The 21902-nt window shown below is 56.6% G+C and carries 5 protein-coding genes; all 5 read left to right on the forward strand.

All coding sequences use genetic code 11. The features are described from left to right. A partial coding sequence (locus tag NLX74_RS25245; protein ID WP_254330900.1) for a condensation domain-containing protein occupies positions 1-1959 on the forward strand: 1959 nt, incomplete at its 5' end. A 154-nt stretch (positions 1960-2113) separates the two neighbouring features. Further along, positions 2114-5422 (forward strand): non-ribosomal peptide synthetase, encoded by a 3309-nt coding sequence (locus NLX74_RS25250; protein ID WP_254330901.1) that lies wholly within the window; start codon positions 2114-2116, stop codon positions 5420-5422. Then, positions 5412-7238, forward strand: coding sequence for an ABC transporter ATP-binding protein (locus NLX74_RS25255; RefSeq protein WP_254330902.1), 1827 nt, complete (start codon positions 5412-5414; stop codon positions 7236-7238). The genes NLX74_RS25250 and NLX74_RS25255 overlap by 11 nt, the downstream gene beginning before the upstream one ends. After that, a complete protein-coding gene (locus tag NLX74_RS25260; RefSeq protein ID WP_254330903.1) occupies positions 7235-8968 on the forward strand; it encodes an ABC transporter ATP-binding protein in 1734 nt (577 codons plus the stop codon). The genes NLX74_RS25255 and NLX74_RS25260 overlap by 4 nt, the downstream gene beginning before the upstream one ends. A gap of 221 nt (positions 8969-9189) precedes the next feature. Then, positions 9190-21902: non-ribosomal peptide synthetase (locus tag NLX74_RS25265; protein WP_254330904.1), on the forward strand; the 12713-nt coding region annotated here is incomplete at its 3' end.

The following is a 21902-nucleotide window of genomic DNA, read 5'->3' on the forward strand; positions in this document are numbered from 1 at the left end:
GTGGACTTCATCGGCCGGATCGACAACCAGGCGAAAATCCGGGGGTACCGGATCGAGACGGGCGAGATCGAGTCGCAGCTGCTGCGGGTGGAAGGCGTGCGCGAAGTGGTGGTGCTGGTTCGAAGTGACGCGAACGGGCAGAAGGCGCTATGCGCGTATTACACGCCGGATACCGGAGCGGAACTGGCGGTGAACGATTTGCGCAGCGCGCTGGCGCAGGAGCTGCCGGGGTACATGATCCCGTCGTACTTCGTGGAGCTGGAGCACCTGCCTCTGACGCCGAACGGAAAGATTGACCGGAAGGCGCTGCCGGCGCCGGAAGGGAAAGCGGGAAGTGGAACGGAGTACGTCGCACCGCGCAATGAGCTGGAAACGAAGCTGGCGGCGATTTGGCAGGAGGTGCTGGGGCTTGCGAAGGAGGTTGGCGTTCACGACAACTTCTTCGACATCGGCGGCCACTCCCTGCGAGCGACGACGCTGGCGGGCAAGGTATTTAAGGAATTAAACGTCAACCTGCCACTGCGCGACGTATTCCGTCACTCGACGATTGCGGCGATGGCCGAGGCGATCGCCCGGATGGAACGGCGGGAGCATGAGGCCATTCCTCAAGCGGAGGAGAGAGAGTACTACCCTCTGTCCTCCGCGCAGAAACGGCTGTTCATTCAGCACACGCTGGATGGAGCGGATCAGCTTTACAACATGCCGGAGCTGGTGCAGGTGGAAGGCGAGTTTGATTTAGACCGGTTGGAAGCCGCCTTGCGGAAATTGATAACACGGCATGAATCGCTGCGCACCGGTTTTGAAATCGTGAAGGCCGAAGCGGTTCAGCGGATTTACCCGCAGGTCGATTTTGCTATCGAGCATCATCAAGCGGATAAAGAGGATGCGGCTCAAATCGAGCAGATCGTCCGTAGCTTCGTTCGTCCGTTTGATCTCGGCAAGCCGCCGCTGCTGCGCGCCGGGGTCATCGAGCTGGAGCCGAACCTGCATATTCTCCTTTTTGACATGCATCATATGGTGTCCGACGGCGTATCGATGGCGATTGTGATCGATGAGTTCTCGAGTTTCTACGCCGGGGAAGAACTGCCGCCACTGCGCATTCAATACAAGGATTATGCCGTTTGGCAGCAGTCGAAGGCCCACCGAGAGCGGATCGGGCGGCAGGAAGCGTACTGGCTGCAAACCTTCGAAGGCGAGCTGCCGACGGCGGATCTGCCGATGGACTACGAACGGTCTGCGGCTCGCAGCTACGAAGGCGCGCATCTGGAGTTCGACGTCGAAGCTTCTCTCTCTGCGCAGCTGCGCGAATTGGCGGCCGAGCGTGAAAGCACGCTGTTCATGGTGCTGCTTGCGGCTTATACCGTGCTGCTGTCCAAGTACAGCGGGCAGGAGGACTTGGTCGTGGGTACCCCGGTGGCGGGAAGAACGAACGCCGATTTGGAACCGGTCATCGGGATGTTTGTCAATACGCTGGCGATCCGCAATCGTCCGTCGGGCGACAAAACGTTCTTGTCCTACCTGGAAGAAGTGAAGGAAACGGCTTTGGGTGCTTTCGAGAACCAGGATTATCCATTCGAGGAGCTCGTGGAGCGTTTGAATGTGAAGCGGGAGCCGGGCCGCTTCCCGCTGTTCGATGCCGTTTTCGACTTGCAAAATATCGAAGAACGAGACGCAGAGCTGGAAGGGGTCAGCCTGAAGACTTACGAGCTTGACCATTTGGAAGAAGCGAAGTTCGATCTGACGCTGTTTATGTATGAAAACAACGGGGCGCTGAGCGGGGGCTTCTTCTACGCTACCAAGCTGTTCAAAGAAGCGATGATCCGCACCTTGACCGAGGATTACCTGCGGGTACTGTCTCAAATTGCGGAAAATCCGCAACTCGAGCTAAGCCGGATTGAATGTCATAAACGGGCGGCAGGCGCAAAGAGTGCCGTCGATACAATCGAATTCGCGTTCTAATCCTACAAGCGCGCCTCCGCCGTCAAGCGAAAGCGGCGCGCATCCCAAGGAAGACGGCGAACAACGTCCAAGCCCGTAAACGCGCAGGCCGAAAGCAAGCTTTTTCGGACCTGCGCCGGGGCATGCGGTCACTTCATTTTTAGGGGAGGTACAAATGAAATCTTTGTTTGAAAAGGAAGAACAGTACTGGAGCGGCAAGTTTGACGCCGATGACAGCCTGAGCTTCCTTCCCTACAGTCAATCCTCCAAATTATCCGCCGACGGGGAAGCTGCGGCCGAGCCGGGCTTGCTTCACCGTACTCTGCCGAGCGAACTCTCGGAGAGAATCATTTACCTCGCCAACGGTTCGGATTTGGCTTTGTACATGATTGTTTTGGCAGGAGTAAAAAGCCTGCTGTTCAAATATACCGGGCGGGACCAAGTACTGGTCGGTATGCCTTCTTATAGCGCAGACCCCGACGGGACTCCGCCGCCGCATGACATCTTGGTGATCAAGACGTCCGTAAGCCGCCAGACTACGCTCAAAACGCTGCTCGGGGGCATCAAATCCTCCATCGGCGAGGCGCTGGAGCATCAGCACCTGCCTTTTCGGAAAATGGTGGAGCCGCTCCATCTGGACTATACGGGGGACGGCCTCCCGGTCGTCAACACCGTCGCATCCTTCGTCCCGATTCATCCGGAACCGCTGGTTAACCGGGTGGCGGCCGATACGGTTTTTCGCTTCGACCGCCAAAACCACTCCATCGAGCTGGAAATAAGCTTTGATGGGCAGCGGTACGAGCGGGCATTTGTGGAACAGGCGGCCGACCATCTTGTTCGGCTGCTGTCCGTGCTTTTATTTCAGCCGGATCTGGAGCTCGGACAAGCCGATGTGCTGTCCCCAGACGAGAGGGAGACGCTGCTGAAGCGATTTAATGACACCGAAACCGGGTTCGAGCGGGGGAAAACGATTTACGGCTTGTTCGAAGAACAGGCGGAGCTTTACCCGGACAACGTGGCCGCCGTCATGAACGAGCGGCAGCTGACCTACCGCGAGCTGAACGAGCGATCCAACCGCCTTGCGCGGAAGCTGCGGGAGACGGGAGTAGAAGCGGACCAGCTGGTAGCGATTCTGGCCGAACGCTCGCTCGATATGGTTGTCGGCATTCTGGCGATTCTCAAAGCGGGCGGAGCATACGTGCCTGTCGATCCCGACTACCCGGAGGAGCGCATCCGCTTCATGATCGAGGATTCGGGCGCGCCGTTATTGCTGATTCAAAATCATCTGCACGAGAAGACCGACTTCGCAGGAACACGCCTCGAATTGGACGATTTCGTTTGGGGCGACAGAGGGGCGGACTCCGCCGATGCGCTGGACGCTTCGAACCTGGAGCCGATTTCCGGGCCAGTCAACCTGGCTTATGTCATCTACACGTCGGGAACGACCGGCAGACCGAAAGGAACGCTGATCGAGCATAAGAACGTCGTGCGCCTCCTGTTCAACGACAAGAACCTGTTCGACTTCGGGCCGTCCGACACGTGGACGCTGTTCCACTCGTTCTGCTTCGATTTCTCCGTCTGGGAAATGTACGGAGCGCTGCTGTATGGAGGCAAGCTGGTCATCGTACCGCCACTCACGGCGAAAAATCCGGCCGATTTCCTGGCGCTGCTGGGCCGCGAACAGGTCACGATTTTGAACCAGACGCCAACGTACTTCTACCAGCTGCTGCGTAAGGTCTTGGCGGACCACCCGTACGATCTGCGGATTCGCAACGTCATCTTCGGGGGCGAAGCGCTGAGTCCGCTGCTGCTCAAGGGCTTCAAGACGAAGTACCCGGAGACGAAGCTGATCAATATGTACGGCATTACCGAGACGACGGTTCACGTTACGTATAAGGAAATTACGTGGGTCGAGATTGAGGCGGCGAAGAGCAATATCGGCAAGCCGATCCCGACGCTGAGCGTATACGTCCTTGATGAAAACCGCCGCCCTGTGCCGATCGGCGTAGCGGGCGAAATGTACGTGGCCGGGGAAGGCCTTGCGAGAGGATACCTGAACCGTCCGGATCTGACGGCGGAGAAGTTCGTCGATTCCCCGTTTGCGGAGGGAGAGAAACTGTACCGCTCGGGCGACTTGGCGGCTTGGCTGCCGGACGGCAACATCGAATACCTAGGCCGGATCGATCATCAGGTGAAAATCCGCGGGTACCGGATCGAGCTGGACGAAATCGAGACGCAGCTGCTGAAGATCGCCGCCGTGCAAGAAGCCAAAGTGCTCGACCGCGACGACGCGAACGGCCATAAGCAGCTTGTCGCTTATTACGTCGCGGAAACGAGGCTGGCGGCGCATGAACTCAAGGAGGAGCTCGCCAAGCAGCTTCCGGGGTATATGATTCCTTCGCACCTCGTGCAGCTTTCGCGGATGCCGCTGACCCCGAACGGGAAAATCGACCGCAAAGCGCTGCCCGCGCCGGAGGAAGTCGCGGCCGGAGGAGCGGAATATGTCGCGCCGAGAACGCTGCTCGAAATGAAGATCGCCCGCGTCTGGCAGGATACGCTTGGCGTTCCGCAGGTCGGCGTAAAGGATAACTTTTTTGAGTTGGGTGGCAATTCGTTAAGTCTGATGAGGCTCGTTCAAGCCGTTTACGATGAAACGGGCCTCGAGATACCGCTGAACCGCCAATTCCACAATTTAACAGTTGGAGCCATGGCTTTGGGAGAGGGGGATCTGGGCCTGGATAAAGGGGGAGACTCCTTCATTAAGCTGAATAAAGTAGGAGATCTGAACGTGTTCTGCTTCCCTCCGGGCAGCGGCTTCGGCATCGGTTACCGAGAGCTCGCAAGCAGGCTCGACGGCTGGTTCGTGCTCTACGGCATTGATTTTATCGACGATGCCGTCGATTACGAGGCCATGCTGAACCGTTATGTGGACGAGATCGTCCGCATCCAGCCGGAAGGACCTTACGTGCTGCTCGGCTACTGCTTCGGAGGCAACCTGACGTTCGAGGTAGCCAAAACGATGGAGAAAAGAGGGTATTCCGTAACGGACGTGCTCATGGTGGACTCGTGGATTAAGGACACGCTGACGCCTTCCGAAACGTCGGAGAAAGAGCTTGAAGAAACGCTTGCCGATTTCGACGAAGAAGAGAAGGAATTAATGAGCAACCCGCTCGTGCGGGAGCGGGTTCATCGGAAGGTCAAAGCGACCTTGGCGTACGAAGCGCAGCTTATTAATTCCGGCACGATCCCGGCCCGGATTTACGAAATGATTGCGAAGGACAGCGAAGCGTTCCGCCTGGAGCACCAATTGCCTTCCTGGCGGGGGGCAACGACGCAAGCTTACGCCGATTACCGGCTGGAGGGCGCGCACGAGGAATTGCTGGAACTCGCGCGCGTGGAAGAAACGGCCGTCGTCATCCGGGACATCTTAGAGCAAGTCAAGCGGCAGATCGAAGCGGAGGCCGGGGTACTGCATGGAAGCTGACCGCCAGCCGTCTGTTCTAGAACAAGGCACAGCGGCGCCTTCCAAGCGCCAAACCGCTTACGCCGCCTGGAAAGCGTTCCGCTGGCTGATGTCCTATGTAAGCCGTCACAAAGGCTGGATGATCGTCGGTATCTTGTCCGCGATTGCCGCCGCTGTTATTGAGATATGGATGGGAAGTTTGATCGAGCAGCTGACCACCCAGGCTGAGAAGGGGGCAGGGCCAATCGTTCTGCAAATCGTGTACACGGTCTTTGTGGTCATCTTGATCGGTGTGCCGGCGAAGTTTTTCATGAGCTTCGGCGTGGAGCGAAGCAGCGCCTCTGCGGTGCAGGATATCCGCAACCATGTCATGCGTCATGTCGGCAAACTCCCGGTCTCCTACTTGGAAAAGCAGCACTCCGGCGACGTATTGTCGCGGATCAACAACGACCTGCAGCTGATCCAGCAGTTTATGATTCGGGACCTCGCCCAGTGGTTTTATCATCCGCTGGTGTTCATCGGCTGTTTCGCTTATTTGATCTACCTCCAATGGGAGCTGATGCTGTACAGCCTGCTGTTATTTCCCGTAGCGCTGCTGGTTTCCCAATGGATCGGCAAGCAGTTGGAGCGGTTGACGGAGGAAGCCCAGGCGAACATGGGCCGAATGAACGTCAACCTCCAGGATACGCTTGGGGGTATGCCTATTGTAAAAAGCTACCTGCTATCCGGCATGTTATCTCGCTCCTACCAAGTGCTGCTGCAATTGACGGCCCAAAAAAAGCTGGCGGTGAAAAAGCGGGAAGCCTGGGTCAACCCGCTGCTTTCCACGCTGATGATCAGCCCGATCATTTTCGCCGTCAGTTACGGAAGCTATTTGATCTACAAAGAGCAGCTAGGCGCGGGAGAGCTGATCGCCTTCCTGTACTTGCTGAATCTGTGTCTGGAGCCGCTGGAGCATATTCCCGAGCTTATCACGCGGACGTTCGAAATGGCCGGTGCCCTGAGAAGGGTCTCCGAAATCGTCGAGCAGCCGACCGAAACAGAAAATGGCCGTTCGCTTCCGAAAGCGAGCGCCGTCCCCATCGAGTTTCAGAACGTAACCTTCGGGTATGAGGAGAGCTCCCCGATCCTGCGGAATGTTAGCTTCTCGGTGCCGGAAGGGAAGACGATCGCGCTTGTCGGAGCGAGCGGCGGAGGGAAGAGCACGGTGTTTAAGCTTGTATGCGGCTTTTATCCGCTTCCGGAGGACCAGGGTGAAATCCGCGTGTTCGGCAGCCTGATCCACGGCGCCGATCCGGAGCAGCTTCGGTCGCATTTTTCCGTGGTAACCCAGGATTCATATTTGTTTAGCGGCACGATCGCTGAAAATATCGGCTACGGGCGGGAAGTAGCGTCGATGGACGAGATTATCGAAACCGCCAAAGCCGCTCAGGCGCATTCCTTCATTATGCAGCTTCCCGACGGCTACCAGACGTATGTCGGAGAGCGCGGAGGCTTTTTGTCCGGCGGGCAGCGCCAGCGCATTGCAATGGCCCGGGCTTTTCTAAAGAATGCTCCCGTTCTGCTGCTGGACGAGCCAACGTCAGCTCTTGATCCGGAGTCGGAAAGCGCGGTTCAGGAAGCGCTGGGCGTATTGATGAAGCAGAGAACGACGATGGTTATTGCCCACCGGCTTTCTACAGTACAAAACGCCGACGAAATTTGGGTCATGGAACAGGGGAGTATTGTTGAAAAGGGCACTCATGAACAATTGCTGAAGATGAAGGGACTGTACGCCCAGTCGTACTATCAGGAATTTACCGAGTCTGCCGAACGCAGGGAGGTGGCGTACACATGAAAAAGGGCGGATGGCTCTCGCAAGTGAAAGAACTCGGCTACTTGCTGATGTTTATGAACCGCAAGCGCAAAACCCAGTACGCCATTGGCCTGGCCGTGACGGCGCTCACCCAGACATTGTTCCTGATCGCCTTCAGCTTGGTCGTACATAACTTGGTTGATTTCGCCGTGTCCCGAGATACGTCCCTGATGGTGGAAGCCTTTATTATTTTGGGCGCGGCCTTGTTCCTGGAAAATGTGATTTCTCCCTGGTTCATTTACTTATACCAGCGCAGTGTCGAGCTGACTGTGCTGAATATCCGCGAACGTCTTTATGACAAGCTGTGCCGGGTGCGGCCGAGATTCCTGGAGCAGACGCACCATGGGGATTTGCTGTCGCGGGTGAACAACGACGTAACGACCGTTGAGTTTACATTCTCGCAGGTTTACTTCGTTTTGCTGCTTCAAGTTGTCTTTTGCATCGGCTCCATTGTCTCCATGGTGTTGATCGATTGGCGGTTTGCCGGCGTATCCTTCGTCATTCTGCTGCTGTCCTCCGTGGTCAGCCTGAAATTTGCGCGGGATATTCGCGCCTTGTCCGAACAAGGCTTGCAAACGCTCGGTAAAATGACCGAAAAATTCAAAGATTTTATGGGCGGCATTCAAATTGTGAAACTGTTCCGCATCCGCACGATTTACGGCCAGTACGAGGCGTTGAACGAACAAATGACGCAGACGCTTCGGCAAACCGCGCAGAAGAACGGCATGCAGGCTGCGGTGAATCATTTTATCAGCTACGTCACGTTCTGCGGCATCATCGTCATCGGCAGTCTTCTTTATGCCTACGGACTGATGGGAATGGGAAGCGTCGCTGCCCTGGCGGTTCTGCAAGTAAATCTGACGCACGCCTTGTTGAACTTGGGGATGGTTCTGTCGATGACCCAAAATTCGATCGCGGGCGCTCACCGGATTCAAGAGGTACTAAGAGAGGAAGAGGAACCGGAGCGTTTGGGATCTCCTCACAGCGAGCTCGTGTCGGAGGCTGCGGTGGAGTTTCGCGATGTGGAATTTTCCTATCAGGCGGATAAAAAGGTGCTTGTCGACATCTCCATGCAGGTGTTTCCCGGCCAGGTCGCCGCTATCGTGGGGGCCAGCGGCAGCGGCAAAAGTACGCTGATCAAGCTGCTGCTCGGCTTTTATCCTGTGGACAGCGGAGAAATCCTGCTCCAAGGCAAACCGTTCGGCCATTACACGCTGGACGAAATCCGCGGGCAGATTGCATACGTTCCGCAGGAGCCGTTCTTGTTTACCGGCACGATTGAGGAAAACATCCGCTACGGCAACCCGGATGCAACGGATGAAGAAGTGATCGAAGCGGCCAAAGCGGCGTACGCTCACCATTTCATTCAGGAACTTCCTGAACAGTATAAAACGCCGGTGGGAGAGAGAGGAGCGTCGTTGTCGGGCGGACAAAGGCAGCGAATTGCGATCGCCCGGGCGATTCTCAAAAACGCCCCGATTCTGCTGCTGGACGAAGCGACTTCCGCGCTGGATAACGAATCCCAGCATTGGGTACAGCAGGCCCTGAACGTATTGATGAAGGGGCGCACCACCATTCTGATCGCCCACCGTCTCAGCACCGTGGAACATGCGGATTTGATTACCGTCATGAACCAAGGGACGGTCGTTGAGCGGGGCCGCCATCAGGACCTGCTGGCGCTCGAGGGTTATTACGCCCGGCTGTACGGCTAGACCCGCTTTACGGCGGGCGGCTTCCTGCTTGCGAATGCGACAGAGTCTTTTAGTAATCCAAGGTATGACTTTATAACCGGTAGTTACCAGAACACGAAAAAGGGGACAGAGTCCGAAGGAGCCGTTCCGGGAATGGCTGCGCGGTTCTTCTAAGAGTGACTAAGTGACATCTAGGTACAAAGCCTATCTATAAAGAATCTCTAAACCGGGAGTGTGTCGATGTGAGAGAGAATACCAACGAGCAATATGGATTAACGCAAGCCCAGCGCCGAATATGGTTCATGGAAATTATGAATCCGGGAACGTCCATCACGATGCTTTCCGCGACCTACCAGATTACGGGCGAGATCAACACACAGCTTCTGGAGCAAGCGGCGGCAGAGATCGTCAAAACCTATGACGTTTTCCGAATCCGCATTAGCGGGGATTTGCAAAATCCAACGCAGTGGTTCGAAGAGCCGGAGAATGTCCAAGCTAGGATAAGCCGCCTCGAAATAGGCACAACCGAACAATTCTATGCTTGGGTGAAAGAAGTAAGCGAAAAACCGGCCAGCGTGTTCGACGAACACCTCTACCAATTTACGATTATCCATTTTGCGAACGGCCAAGTATGGCTCAATTTGACGGTAAATCATATTATCGCCGACGGCTTGTCCGTCAATGCTTTGCTGCATGCGGTGATGGAAAAATACCTGGAACTGCGCAAAGGCATCTCCAGCAGTTACCAGGCCCCTACCTATCTGGATTATATTTCCGCGGAGCGTGAATATGAGCAATCGCAGCGTTATCAAAAAGGCAAGGAATACTGGCTGACGAAGTACAACACTTTGCCTGAAACGACCGGCATTAAATCGTATCCGCCATTCTCGATCGGCAGCGAATCCAATAAACTGGCCATCACTTTGGACGGTTCTCGGTATGAACGCATTCTGGCCTTCAGCGAACAATATCAGGTCAGCTTATATACGTTATTTCTGTCCGCCATGTACGCCTTATTGTACAAGCTGACCGACAGCACCGATGTTCCGGTCGGCACGGTTTTCGCCAATCGCACCAGCAAGAAGGAAAAAGAAACGATCGGCATGTTCGTCAGCACCGTGGCTACGCGGATTCGTCTGAATCCAGACGGGCACGTGCTTTCCTTGATCCAAACGGTTTCCAAGGAAAATACGGCGGATCTGCGGTATCAGAAATACCCTTATAATCAATTGATCCAGGATTTACGCGAACAACACGGCCGCAACGATCTTTCGGGGCTGTTCCGCACGTCTCTGGAATATCTGCCTTTGAAAATCGTGGAGTACGAAGAAATCAAGGTACGCCTGGAGGCTCACTTCGCTAGACACGAGATGGACGATTTGCTGCTGCGCTTCGACCATATGCTGAATGAAGGCCATGTAATTCTCCATGCTTCCTATCGTACCGGCCTGTTCGAGACGGCCGAGATTGATCGGATTATGGAACAGTATGTAACCGTTCTGGACCAGTTTCTTCAGACTCCCGAACTACCGGTACGCGAGATTTCTCTGCTGAGCGATGAGGAGAGACACCGCATTCTCAACGTTTTTAACCCGCCGGTGTCAGGGCTGAGCAAGGGAGAAGCGTTTCATCGGTATGTTGAAAAGTTTGCCCGGGAAATTCCGGATCATCCGGCAGTCGTCTACATGGACAAACAGCTGACCTACGGCGAATTGAACGAACGCGCCGAGCGGCTGGCTTCTCTCCTTCGCGAACAGGGCGTGGGAAGGGAGACGATTACGGGGATCTGGGCGGAGCGTTCAGTGGAACTGCTGGTCGGGGTGCTCGCCGTTTGGAAAGCCGGAGGAGGCTATGTACCGCTGGACCCCGATTATCCGGCGGAGCGGATTGAGTACATGCTCAGCGATAGCGATGCATCGGTGCTGCTTACGCAGCGTCATCTGTTGGAGCGGGCCGGGGGTTGGTTGGCCGATGACCGGCTGAAGCTTCAAGCTGTCTATGCCATGGACGATGAACAGATTTATAACGGGGATGTCTTAGCCGTGGAATTTGAATCTGCCGGCAGCGCCCCACAAGACTTGGCTTATGTGATTTACACCTCGGGTACGACGGGACGCCCGAAAGGCGTCATGATCGAGCACGGTAGTCTCGTGAATACGGCGGATGCGTACCGTCGCGAGTACCGGTTGGATCAGTTTCCGGTACGGCTGCTGCAGCTGGCCAGCTTCTCATTTGACGTGTTCGTCGGAGACATCGCGCGGACGCTGTATAACGGAGGCACGATGGTGATTGTGCCGAAGGATGACCGGATTGATCCGAACCTCTTATACGGCTGGATTCGGGACCAAAACATTACGGTATTCGAATCGACGCCTGCGCTCATCCTGCCGTTCATGCAGTATATTTATGAAGAAGGGCTGAACGTTAGCTCCATGCAGTTGCTGATTACCAGCTCGGATGCTTGCAGTGTCACCGATTACCGATTGCTGCAGGAAAGATTCGGCGGACAATTCCGCATCATCAACAGCTATGGCGTTACCGAAGCAGCCATTGACAGCAGCTTTTACGGTGAGCCGCTGGATAAGCTGCCGCCGTCGGGTCATGTGCCGATCGGCAAAGCTTGGCTGAACGCCCGGTTTTACATTGTCGATACCGCGTTAAAGCCGGTTCCTGTAGGGGTTCCGGGCGAGCTTGTCATCGGCGGCGCCGGGGTGGCGCGCGGGTACTGGAACCGTCCGGACCTAACCGCCGAGAAGTTTGCGGACAGCCCGTTTGTGCCGGGCGAACGTCTGTACCGGACAGGCGATTTGGCCCGCTGGCTGGAAGACGGCAACGTCGACTTCATCGGCCGGATCGACTATCAAGTGAAAATTCGCGGGTTCCGGATCGAACTCGGCGAAATTGAAACGGCCCTGCTGCGTTTCCCGGGCGTCAAGCAGGCTGTGGTGACCGACCGTACGGATGAGCAGGGGCAAAAGTATTTGTGCGGCTACGTGGCGGCGGATGTTTCTTTGCAGCTGAGCGATCTGCTGTCCCAATTGAAGCAAGAGCTGCCGGCCCATATGGTCCCGGCCCGGCTGGTGTCTCTTGATAAGCTTCCGCTCACGCCGAACGGCAAAATTGACCGTAAAGCGCTGCCTGAACCGACCGGAGAGGTAGAAGCAGGCCGTGAGTATGTGGCTCCTCGCACAACGCTGGAAACAAGACTTGCTCTCATTTGGCAGCAGGTGCTGGGTATTGCGCGAGTTGGAGTCCAAGACGATTTCTTTGACTTGGGTGGTCATTCCTTGCGGGCCTCTACGCTTGTTTCCAAGATTAGGAAAGAGCTGCAAGTCGAGGTTTCGTTGCGGGAAGTTTTCCGTTACACCACGATCGAACAGCTAGCCCAAAGAATCGGCGGTTTAAGGCAGCAGGAGACGTATGAGATTACAAAGGCGGCTGAGGCCGAGTACTATCCGGTTTCATCCGAGCAAAAGCGTCTGTACGTCCTGCGCCAGCTTGACGGGGCCGAGCGCAGCTACAATATGTCGGCGGCGCTTCTTCTCGAAGGCAAGCTGGACCGCACGCGCGTCGAGCACGCGTTCCGGGCGCTGATTCAGCGCCATGAGACGCTGCGTACCGGGATCGAGCAGGTTCAAGGCGAGCTTGTCCAGCGCATCTATGACGAGGTGGAGTTTGCTGTAGATTATTTCCAAGCGAGCGAGCGGGAAGTGGAGCAAGTGGTGGAAGCTTACTATCACCCGTTTGATCTGACCAAGCCGCCACTTCTCCGCATCGGCCTGATCGAAGTCGCCGAGGATCGCCACATTCTACTGTTCGATATGCACCATATCGTCTCGGACGGCATTTCGACAGCGCTGCTCTTCGACGAGTTCAGCCGCCTGTATCGGGGCGAGGAGCTGGCCCCGCTGCGCATTCAATACAAAGATTATGCCGTTTGGCAGCATTCCGAAGCTTACGGGCAGATGCTCCAGCCGCAGAAGGAGTATTGGCTGGAACAGCTGTCGGGCGAGCTGCCGGTCTTGGAGCTACCGACGGACTTCCCGCGGCCTGCGGTGCAAAGCTTTGACGGCCGAACCGTGAAGTTTTATATCGAGAAAGATCGGACGGAGAAGCTGAAAGAGCTGGCGGCACGGACAGGGACGACCCTGTACATGGTGCTGCTGTCGGCTTACACCATCCTTATGCATAAATATTCGGGTCAGGAAGATCTGATCGTAGGCACGCCGATTGCCGGAAGAACGCAGGAAGAAGTGCAGTCGATCGTAGGGATGTTTATCAACACGCTGACCATTCGCAGCCGTCCGGAGCGTTCCAAGCCGTACCTTACGTACCTGGAAGAAATCAAGGACATCACGCTCGGGGCTTTCGAACACCAAAATTATTTGTTCGAAGACTTGGTAGAAAGTCTTCACATTCCGCGCGCGACCGGCCGGAATCCGCTCTTTGACACGTTCTTCTCCCTACAAAATACGGAGAACGAGCAAATTGTCATCGAGGGGCTGGAGCAATCGTTTTATCCACTGGAAAACCAAACATCCAAGTTCGAGCTGCTCCTGGATATTTCGGAGCTGGACGGTCAGCTCGAATGCCGGTTGGAGTACGCTACGGCTCTGTATAAACAAGAGACCGCGGAACGGTTCGCCAGACATTATGACAAGCTGCTCGAAACCATCGCAGCAGCGCCGGACGGGGATATTGCCTCGCTGGAAATGCTCACGGAGGAGGAAATCCGCGAGTTGGTGCGCGGTTTCAACGATTCGGAGGCGGACTACCCGCGGCAGCAGACGATTCACGGCTTGTTCGAAGAGCAGGCGGAGCTTTACCCGGACAACGTGGCCGCCGTCATGAACGAGCGGCAGCTGACCTACTGCGAGCTGAACGAGCGATCCAACCGCCTTGCGCGGAAGCTGCGGGAGACGGGAGTAGAAGCGGACCAGCTGGTAGCGATTCTGGCCGAACGCTCGCTCGATATGGTTGTCGGCATTCTGGCGATTCTCAAAGCGGGCGGAGCATACGTGCCTGTCGATCCTGACTACCCGGAGGAGCGCATCCGCTTCATGATCGAGGATTCGGGCGCGCCGTTATTGCTGATTCAAAAGCATCTGCACGAGAAGACCGACTTTGCAGGAACGCGCCTTGAATTGGACGATTTCGTTTGGGGCGACAGAGGGGCGGACTCCGCCGATGCGCTGGACGCTTCGAACCTGGAGCCGATTTCCGGGCCGGGCAACCTGGCTTATGTCATCTACACGTCGGGAACGACCGGCAGACCGAAAGGAACGCTGATCGAGCATAAGAACGTCGTGCGCCTCCTGTTCAACGACAAGAACCTGTTTGACTTCGGGCCATCCGACACGTGGACGCTGTTCCACTCGTTCTGCTTCGATTTCTCCGTCTGGGAAATGTACGGAGCGCTGCTGTATGGAGGCAAGCTGGTCATCGTACCGCCACTCACGGCGAAAAATCCGGCCGATTTCCTGACGCTGCTGGGCCGCGAACAGGTCACGATTTTGAACCAGACGCCAACGTACTTCTACCAGCTGCTACGTGAGGTCTTGGCGGACCATCCGTACGATCTGCGGATTCGCAACGTCATCTTCGGGGGCGAAGCGCTCAGTCCGCTGCTGCTCAAGGGCTTCAAGACGAAGTACCCGGAGACGAAGCTGATTAATATGTACGGCATTACCGAGACGACGGTTCACGTTACGTATAAGGAAATTACGTGGGTCGAGATTGAGGCGGCGAAGAGCAATATCGGCAAGCCGATCCCGACGCTGAGCGTATACGTCCTTGATGAAAACCGCCGCCCTGTGCCGATCGGCGTAGCGGGCGAAATGTACGTGGCCGGGGAAGGCCTTGCGAGAGGATACCTGAACCGTCCGGATCTGACGGCGGAGAAGTTCGTCGATTCCCCGTTTGCGGAGGGGGAGAAACTGTACCGCTCGGGCGACTTGGCGGCTTGGCTGCCGGACGGCAACATCGAATACCTGGGCCGGATCGATCATCAGGTGAAAATCCGCGGGTACCGGATCGAGCTGGACGAAATCGAGACGCAGCTACTGAACGTCGAGGGCGTGGAAGAAGCGGTGGTGCTCGCCCGTCAGGACGGCGGGGGCGAGAAGGCGCTTGTCGCCTACTTTGTGGCGGACCGGACGCTGACGGTCAGCGAAATGAGAACCTCGCTGGCCCAGGAAATGCCGGGGTACATGATCCCGTCGTACTTCGTGCAGCTGGAGCGCATCCCGCTGACGTCCAACGGAAAAGTGGACCGCAAAGCGCTGCCGGAGCCGCAAGGCGGCTTGCAAACGGGCGTCGAATACGTAGCGCCGCGTAACCGGACGGAGTCCCAGCTTGTGAAGATCTGGGAGGAAGTGCTGGGCTACTCCGGCATTGGAGTCCTGGACAATTTCTTCGAGCTCGGAGGCCACTCCTTGCGGGCGACGAAACTTGTCAGCAAGATTCAGAAGGAAATGAACGTCGAACTTCCGCTGCGCGATGTGTTCCGCTATACGACGATAGAGTCGATGGCCGGGGCTATTGCCAGCTTGGAAGAAACGCGGCACAGCTCGATTCCGAAAGCGGAAGAGAAAGCGTACTATCCGGTTTCCTCCGCGCAAAAAAGACTGTACGTCCTGCACCAGCTGGATGGCTCGGAGCTGAATTACAACCTCCCAAGTGCCTTGCAGTTGGAAGGGGCTTTGAACGAGGCCAAAGTGGAAAAGGCGCTGACAACTTTGGTGGCCCGGCATGATATGCTGCGTACCGGTTTTGAAATCGTGAATGGGGAGCCGGTTCAGCGTATTTATCCGCTCGTAGCTTTCAAGGTCGAGAAGCTTCAAGCAAGCGAAGATCAGGTTGCGGCCATTCTTGAAGGCTTCATTCAGCCTTTTGACTTGACCCAGCCGCCTTTGCTGCGCGCCCTGCTGATCGAACTGGAGAAAGAGAAATTCCTGCTCGCGCTGGATATTCATCATATTGGTTCCGACGGCCTTTCCATGGACGTGCTGCTGCGCGAATTCGTGCGGCTTTACAATGGGGAAGAATTGCCGGAGCTGCGGATTCAATACAAGGATTATGCCGTTTGGCAGCAATCCGAGGAGCAGCGCCAGCGCATCAAACGGCAGGAGGGATACTGGCGCGGGGTATTCAGCTCCGAGCTTCCGGTTCTTGAGCTACCTCTTGACTTCTCCCGCCCGGCCGTCCAGCAGTTTGACGGTCAAACGCTCACGTTTACGCTGGATGCGGAGAAAAGCGAAGCTCTCAAACGGCTTGCCGGCGATTCGGGGGCGACGCTGTACATGCTTCTGCTGGCTGCGTACTCCGTATTGCTTCATAAATACGCGGGACAGGAAGATATAGTGGTCGGCACTCCGATTGCCGCCCGTTCTCACACCGACCTGCAGCCGATTATCGGCATGTTCGTCAATACGCTGGCCCTTCGCTTGGGTCCGGCGGCGGAGCGGACGTTCCTGGATTACTTGCAGGAAGTGAAGGAAACGATGCTTGGAGCCTACGAGCACCAGGACTATCCGTTCGAGGAGCTGGTGGAAGCTCTTCAGGTGAGCCGGGATTTAAGCCGGAATCCTCTGTTTGACACCATGTTTTCTTTGCAAAAGCACGAAAGCTTGGATTTAACCCTGGAAGACTTGCAATGGTCGCTGTTCGACATCGAGGAAAAGACGGCAAAGTTTGATCTTAGCCTTGATATCGTGGAAGTCGATAACGTGTTGGTTTGCAAGATCGAGTATGCTACCTCGTTGTTTAGACAGGAAACGATGGTACGGCTGGCGGGTCATTACGAGCAGCTTTTGGCGTCGATCCTGGCTCAGCCGGGTGCGCGGATTTCGGATTTGGATATCTTGACGGACAGCGAAAAGCATGATTTGCTGGTCGGGTTTGACGTGTCGTCTTCGGCTCTTGCGAAGCAACCCGCCGCAGAGGGTACAGGTTTGGAAGCGGATGAGTCGTGGAGAGAGAGAACGTTCCACGAGCTGTTCGAGGAGCAGGCGGAGCGCACTCCGGGAGCGCTGGCGGTTGTCTACGAAGACAGCAAGCTGACGTATGCGGAGCTGAACGCCAAAGCGAATCGTCTGGCGTATGCACTGCGGGCGCGCGGGGTGAAGCCGGAGCAGGTGGTCGGCATTCTGGCCGGCCGTTCGGCGGAGCTGTTGATCGGGGTGCTCGCCGTATGGAAAGCGGGCGGCGCTTATGTGCCGCTCGACCCGGACTATCCGGCGGAGCGGATCGAGTATATGCTCGCGGACAGCGGGGCGTCGGTGCTTCTCACGCAGACCCGCCTGCTGGAGCAGGCGGAAGCTTGGCGCAGCGACGGAGCTCTAGTGCTGCAAACGGTGCTTGCGCTTGACGACGCCGCGACGTACAGCCTCGGAGCGGCTGTGGGCGAAGCAGGCGCAGAGGCGGAGGCTTTGGCGCAAGCGGAAACGGCTTCTGCCGAAACGTCCGCCACGGCAGAAGCCGAGAAGAACGTACTAGCGGCGGATCTCGCATCGAATCCGGCGAATGTGAACAAGCCGCGCGATTTGGCTTACGTCATCTACACCTCCGGTACGACGGGCAAGCCGAAGGGCGTGATGATCGAGCACCGCAGCCTGGTGAACACGGCGGCGGGCTACCGGCGGGAATACCGCCTGGATCAGTTCCCGATCCGGCTGCTGCAGCTCGCCAGCTTCTCGTTCGACGTGTTCGTCGGCGACATTGCGCGGACGCTGTACAACGGCGGCACCATGGTCATCGTGCCGAAGGACGACCGGATTGATCCAACCCGCCTCTACGGCTGGATTCGCGACTACGCCGTGACGGTGTTCGAATCGACTCCGGCGCTGATCGTGCCGTTCATGGAGCATGTGCATGCCGAGGGTCTGGACCTCAGCTCGATGCAGCTGCTGATCACAAGCTCGGATGCGTGCAGCGTAGCGGATTACCGCACCTTGCAGGAGCGCTTCGGCTCGCAGTTCCGTATTATTAACAGCTACGGTGTAACGGAAGCGGCGATTGACTCCAGCTTCTATGACGAGCCGCTGGAGAAGCTGCCGAAGACGGGCAGCGTGCCGATCGGGAAAGCGTGGCTGAACGCCAAGTTCTACATCGTGGATGCGAATCTGAAGCCGGTGCCGATCGGGGTGTTGGGCGAGCTGGTTATCGGCGGAGCGGGTGTGGCCCGCGGTTACTTGAACCGCCCGGATTTGACGGCGGAGAAATTCGTAGACAGCCCGTTCGCCGCTGGGGAGCGGCTGTACCGGACGGGCGACCTGGCGCGCTGGATGCCGGACGGCAACGTGGACTTCATCGGCCGGATCGACAACCAGGTGAAAATTCGCGGCTATCGGATCGAGCTTGGTGAAATTGAAGCGGCCATGAAAAATTTTGCCGGCGTGCGTCAAGCGCTTGTCATCGACCGGACGGACGAGCGGGGGCAGAAATATTTGTGCGGGTATGTCGTAGCGGATTCCAGCTTCGATCTGGAAGGGCTTGTGGCCCATCTGGACGCCGCGCTGCCTTCCCATATGGTGCCTTCGCGCATCATGTGCCTGGATCAAATGCCGCTTACGCCGAACGGGAAGATCGACCGTAAAGCGCTGCCTGTACCGGAAGGAAGCATTCGTGCCGAGGCTGCATACACGGCGCCTCGTACTCCTGCCGAGCAAGCACTTGCGTCGGTCTGGCAGTCGGTGCTGGGCGTGGATCAGGTCGGCACGATGGACAATTTCTTTGCGCTCGGCGGCGATTCGATCAAGGCCTTGCAGGTATCGTCCCGTCTTTTGCAAACGGGGTACAAGCTGGTCATGAAAGATTTGTTCCATTACCCGACGATTTCCGCCCTTAGTTTGCAGCTGCAAACGGCGGAGAGAACGGCAAGCCAGGCCGAAGTGACGGGAGAGGTCATCTTGACCCCGATTCAGCGCTGGTTCTTTGAACAAAATCAGGCCGACGTGCATCACAGCAACCAGGCGTTCATGCAGTTCTCTAAGCAAGGCTTTGACGAAGAAGCTTTACGCCAAGCGGTGCGTCAGCTTGTCGTGCATCACGATGCTCTCCGTACGGTTTACCGCCAAACCGAGAACGGCTATACCGCCTGGAACCGCGGCGCCGGGGAGAACGAAGCGCTGTTCGATCTGGAAGTTGTCAATTTCAAGGGAGTCGGCGACGTGAAGGAAGCGGTAGAGGCTAAGGCGAATGACATTCAAGCGAGCATCGATCTGGAAAACGGGCCGCTGGTGAAGCTCAGCTTGTTCCGCTGCGACGACGGCGACCACCTGCTCATCGCGATCCATCACTTGGTCGTAGACGGCGTATCCTGGCGGATTCTGCTTGAGGATTTTGCTGCCGGCTATGAGCAGGCGCTGCAAGGGCAACCGATCCGTCTGCCGCTCAAAACGGATTCATTCCAAACGTGGGCGAAACAGCTCGCTGATTATGCGAACGGTCCGGCGATGGAAAGCGAGAGAGAGTATTGGCAGCATATCGAGCAATTGACCTATGAGCCGCTTCCGAAAGATTTTGAACAAGGCAGATCCAAGCTGAAGGACAGCGGGCTCGTGACCGTTCGCTGGACGGCGGAGGAAACCGAACAGCTGCTGAAGCATGCACACCGTGCTTACCATACGGAAATGAACGATTTGCTGCTTGCCGCGCTTGGCCTCGCGGTACAAGCTTGGAGCGGTCGGGAACGTGTGCTGGTGAATCTCGAAGGCCACGGCCGGGAAGAGATTTTGCCGGATGTGGACATTACGCGCACGGTAGGTTGGTTTACAAGCCAATTCCCTGTCGTTCTGGAGCCGGGTCACGCCCAGGCGCTCGGTCATCAGGTGAAACAGGTTAAAGAAAGCTTGCGCCGCATTCCTAACAAAGGAATCGGCTACGGCATCCTGCGTTATTTGTCGGCGCCGCGTGACGGCGAGCGCTTCGCTTTGGAGCCGGAGATCAGCTTTAACTATTTGGGTCAGTTCGACCAGGATTACGAAAGCAGCGGCTCGAGGCCGTCTCCGTTCAGCCCGGGCTCCGATTCAAGCCCGAATGCAGTGATGGATTATGTCCTCGATATCAACGGTATGGTGTCGGAAGGAGTGCAGGAACTCACGATCCGTTATGGGGAAACCCAGTATAAACGGGAAACGGTAGAGCGCCTGGGCACCCTGCTTCATTCGAGCTTGCGTGAAGTCATCAGCCATTGTGTATCGAAAGAGCGACCGGAGCTTACGCCTAGCGACGTACTGCTTCAAGATGTGACGTTGGAGGAACTGGAGCGGCTGGCCGAACATACGGCGGCGCTCGGCGAACTGGAGAATGTATATACCCTGACTCCGCTGCAAAAAGGGATGTTGTTCCACAGCCTGCTGGATACCGATTCGGAAGCTTACTTCGAACAGGTGACCTTCGATCTGTACGGAAGCCTGAATGTCGAAGCCTTCACCCAAGGATTGGATACGCTGGTGCAGCGGAATGAGGCGCTGCGGACCAACTTTATTACCGGCTGGAGAGACGAGCCGATTCAAGTGGTATTCCGCGAGCGGAAGTGTGAAGTGTACTTCGAAGATATTCGCTCGGTAAGCGATGAAGACCCGGAGAAGACGATAGCCGATTTCGTCAGCGCGGATAAAGCGAACAAGTTCGATTTGGCCCGAGGCTCTCTTATGCGCGTGACAGTTTTGCGCACGGGCGACGAGTCCTACCATGTGATCTGGAGTCACCATCACATTTTGATGGACGGCTGGTGCATGTCCTTCATGATCAAGGAAGTGTTCGACACCTACTTCGCGTTCCAAGAGAAGCGGACGCTGGAGCTTCCTCCGGTTACCTCGTACTCCCGGTATATCGAATGGCTGGAAGCTCAAGATGCCGCGAAAGCTTCGCGTTACTGGTCCGAGTATTTGGCGGGTTACGATCAGCAGACCAAGCTGCCCCAGGAGAAAACGCAGCTGAAGCAGGGCGCTTTTGAAGCAGCTGAAATCGATGTGGAACTCAGCAAGGAACTGACCGGGCAAATCGAGCGGGTGGCGCGCCAGCAGCAGGTGACGCTCAATACGTTCATGCAGACCGTATGGGGACTGGTTCTGCAGGTATACAACAACAGCGAGGATGTCGTATTCGGCTCCGTCGTATCCGGGCGTCCGGCGGAAATTCCGGGCATCGAAAGCATGATCGGCCTGTTTATTAATACGATCCCGGTCCGTATTCAAGGCAAAGCCGAGGAGACGGTAGCCGATATCTTGAGAAAAACCCAGGATCAAGCGCTGGCATCGGGAGCTTACGAAACGTTCCCGCTGTTCGAAATTCAGTCGCTGAGCGAGCAAAAGCGCGACTTGATCAACCATATCATGGTCTTTGAAAATTATCCGATGGAAGAACAGATTGAGCAGGTCGTCGGCGGAGACAAAGAAGCGCTGAAAATCGCTAATATCCAGTCGCCGGAGCAAACGAACTACGACCTGGACATTACCGTCATTCCGGAAGAGCATATTTTGCTGCGGTTTACGTACAATGGGCTGACGTTCAGAGAGGAAGACATCAGGCTGATCCACGGTCATTTTGCCCGGGCACTGGAGAAGGTTGCGACTAATCCGAACATCCGCGTGAATCAGTTGGAGCTTTTGACGGCGGCGGAAAAAGAGCAAATTCTTGGCGCGTTTAACCCGGCGCAGCCGGAAGCGGCTCCTGTGGCCGCGTTTCACCGGCTGTTCGAGGAACAGGCGGAACGCACGCCGGAAGCGGCAGCTGTCGTGTACGAGAATGACCGGCTGACGTATGCGGAGCTGAACGAGCGGGCGAATCGCTTGGCGGCCACGCTGCGCGCAAGCGGCATCGGCCGGGAGACGATCGTCGGCATTCTCGCCGAGCGTTCGGTGGACTTGCTGGTAGCCGTGCTGGCCGTCTGGAAAGCGGGCGGGGCGTATGTGCCGCTCGACCCGGATTACCCGGCGGAGCGCGTGCGGTT

Source organism: Paenibacillus sp. MZ03-122A (assembly GCF_024213325.1).
GTDB lineage: Bacteria > Bacillota > Bacilli > Paenibacillales > Paenibacillaceae > Paenibacillus > Paenibacillus polymyxa_B.

What these genes read in the sequence shown, in the direction of transcription:
- NLX74_RS25250 (WP_254330901.1), top strand. Translation starts at nt 2,114, where the DNA reads ATGAAATCTTTGTTTGAAAAGGAAGAACAGTACTGGAGCGGCAAGTTT.
- NLX74_RS25255 (WP_254330902.1), top strand. Translation starts at nt 5,412, where the DNA reads ATGGAAGCTGACCGCCAGCCGTCTGTTCTAGAACAAGGCACAGCGGCG.
- NLX74_RS25260 (WP_254330903.1), top strand. Translation starts at nt 7,235, where the DNA reads ATGAAAAAGGGCGGATGGCTCTCGCAAGTGAAAGAACTCGGCTACTTG.